This window comes from Nitrobacter vulgaris, assembly GCF_002028545.1.
In the GTDB taxonomy this organism is placed as follows: Bacteria; Pseudomonadota; Alphaproteobacteria; order Rhizobiales; family Xanthobacteraceae; genus Nitrobacter; species Nitrobacter vulgaris.
Map to the genome: position 1 here is coordinate 1 of NZ_MWPQ01000082.1, position 1,907 is coordinate 1,907.

The 1,907-nt window shown below is 62.7% G+C and carries 2 protein-coding genes; both read left to right on the forward strand.

Annotated features, from left to right (window positions below; translation table 11 throughout):
- Positions 1–85 precede the first annotated feature (85 nt).
- Positions 86–1,585, forward strand: a complete 1,500-nt coding sequence (istA, locus tag B2M20_RS18620; RefSeq protein WP_079448501.1) for an IS21 family transposase — start codon at positions 86–88, stop codon at positions 1,583–1,585.
- The coding region (locus B2M20_RS18625) for an ATP-binding protein (RefSeq protein WP_158081572.1) at positions 1,585–1,907 on the forward strand (323 nt) is incomplete at its 3' end. The genes istA and B2M20_RS18625, both read left to right, overlap by 1 nt.

A 1,907-nucleotide genomic window follows, 5' to 3' on the forward strand; every position in this document is an offset into this window, starting at 1 on the left:
TAAGCCGGGGGATCGGCGTCCAAAATTGACCCCCTACAGGTTGGCTGTTGCGCTGCCTGCTTTGTCATGAAGCAGGTGGTCGGGGATGCTGATCGTGGAGACGATTGCGCGGATACGGCGCGAACACTTCATCAAGGGCAAGACGATCAAGGAGATCGCCCGTGACCTGAAGGTGTCGCGGAACACGGTCCGGAAGGTGCTGAGGTCGGGCAAGACCTTGTTCGAGTATGAGCGTTCGATCCAGCCGCGCCCCAAACTTGGGCGTTGGGCGGCGGAGCTTGATGAACTGCTGGCGGCGAACGCGGCCAAATCGGCTCGCGAACAGCTGACGCTGATCCGGATCTTCGAAGAGTTGCGCGGACGCGGCTATGACGGCGGCTACGATGCCGTACGGCGTTACGCCAGGCGCTGGAGCAAGGAGCGCGGCCAATCGACCGCGGCGGCCTATGTCCCGCTGAGCTTTGCGCCGGGTGAAGCCTATCAGTTCGACTGGAGCCACGAGATCGTTCTCCTCAACGGCGTGACCATGCTCGTGAAGGTCGCTCATGTCCGGCTGTGCCATAGCCGCATGCTGTTCGCTCGGGCCTATCCGCGCGAGACGCAGGAGATGGTGTTCGACGCCCACGATCGGGCGTTCGCACTGTTCAAGGGGACCTGCAGTCGCGGCATCTACGACAACATGAAGACGGCGGTGGAGACGATCTTCGTCGGCAAGGATCGCCGATACAACCGCCGCTTCATGCAGATGTGCAGCCATTACCTTGTCGATCCGGTCGCCTGCACACCGGCGTCGGGCTGGGAGAAGGGTCAGGTCGAGAACCAGGTCGGGCTGGTCCGGGAACGCTTCTTCACGCCGCGGCTGCGGTTCAAAAAACTGGACGAGCTAAACGCCTGGCTGCTCGACAAATGCATTGCCCACGCCAAGGTTCATCGACATCCGGAACTGGCCGATCAGACGATATGGGATGTATTCGAAGCCGAGCGCCCCAAGCTCGTTCCCTATGCCGGTCGGTTTGACGGCTTCCACGCGGTGCCGGCATCGGTCTCCAAGACCTGCCTGGTACGCTTCGACAACAACAAATACTCGGTCGCGGCCAGCGCCGTCGGGCGCCCGGTCGAAGTTCAAGCCTATGCCGATCGCATCGTAATCCGTCAGGACGGGCGCATCGTTGCGGAGCATCCGCGATCGTTCGGACGCGGCGAGACGACCTACGATCCCTGGCACTACGTGCCGGTGCTCGCGCGCAAACCCGGGGCCTTACGTAACGGCGCACCCTTCAAGGACTGGGTGTTGCCGGCCGCAATCGAACGGATCCGGCGCAGGCTCGCCAGCACCGACGACGGCAATCGACAGATGGTCGACATCCTCAATGCGGTGCTGACGGACGGTTTGTCGGCGGTCGAAGCCGCCTGCGCCGAGGCGCTTGGTCACGGCGTCCATTCCGCTGACGTCGTTCTCAACATCCTGGCTCGCCAACGCGAACCCGCTGCACCGGCCAACATCATGACGCCGGCAGCACTGACGCTCCGCCATGCGCCGATCGCCGATTGCGCCCGCTACGACAACCTCCGGAGGACCATCTGATGGAACGAACCCAAATCTTCGACCTCATGGGTGAGCTCAAACTCTACGGCATGAGGGCTGCCTTCGACGAGATCATGGTGACCGCCGTCAAGCGCCAGCACGAACCTCAGCACATCGTCGGCGACCTGCTCAGCGCCGAGATCAACGAGAAGCAGGCGCGGTCGATCAAGTACCAGCTCACCATCGCCAAGCTGCCATTGGCCAAGGATCTCGATGACTTCCAGTTCGAAGGCACGCCGATCAATCAGACGCTCGTCAATGATCTCGCCGGCGGCGGCTTCATCGCCCAGCAGCGCAACGTCGTGCTCGTCGGCGGCACCGG

What these genes read in the sequence shown, in the direction of transcription:
- istA (WP_079448501.1), top strand. Translation starts at nt 86, where the DNA reads ATGCTGATCGTGGAGACGATTGCGCGGATACGGCGCGAACACTTCATC.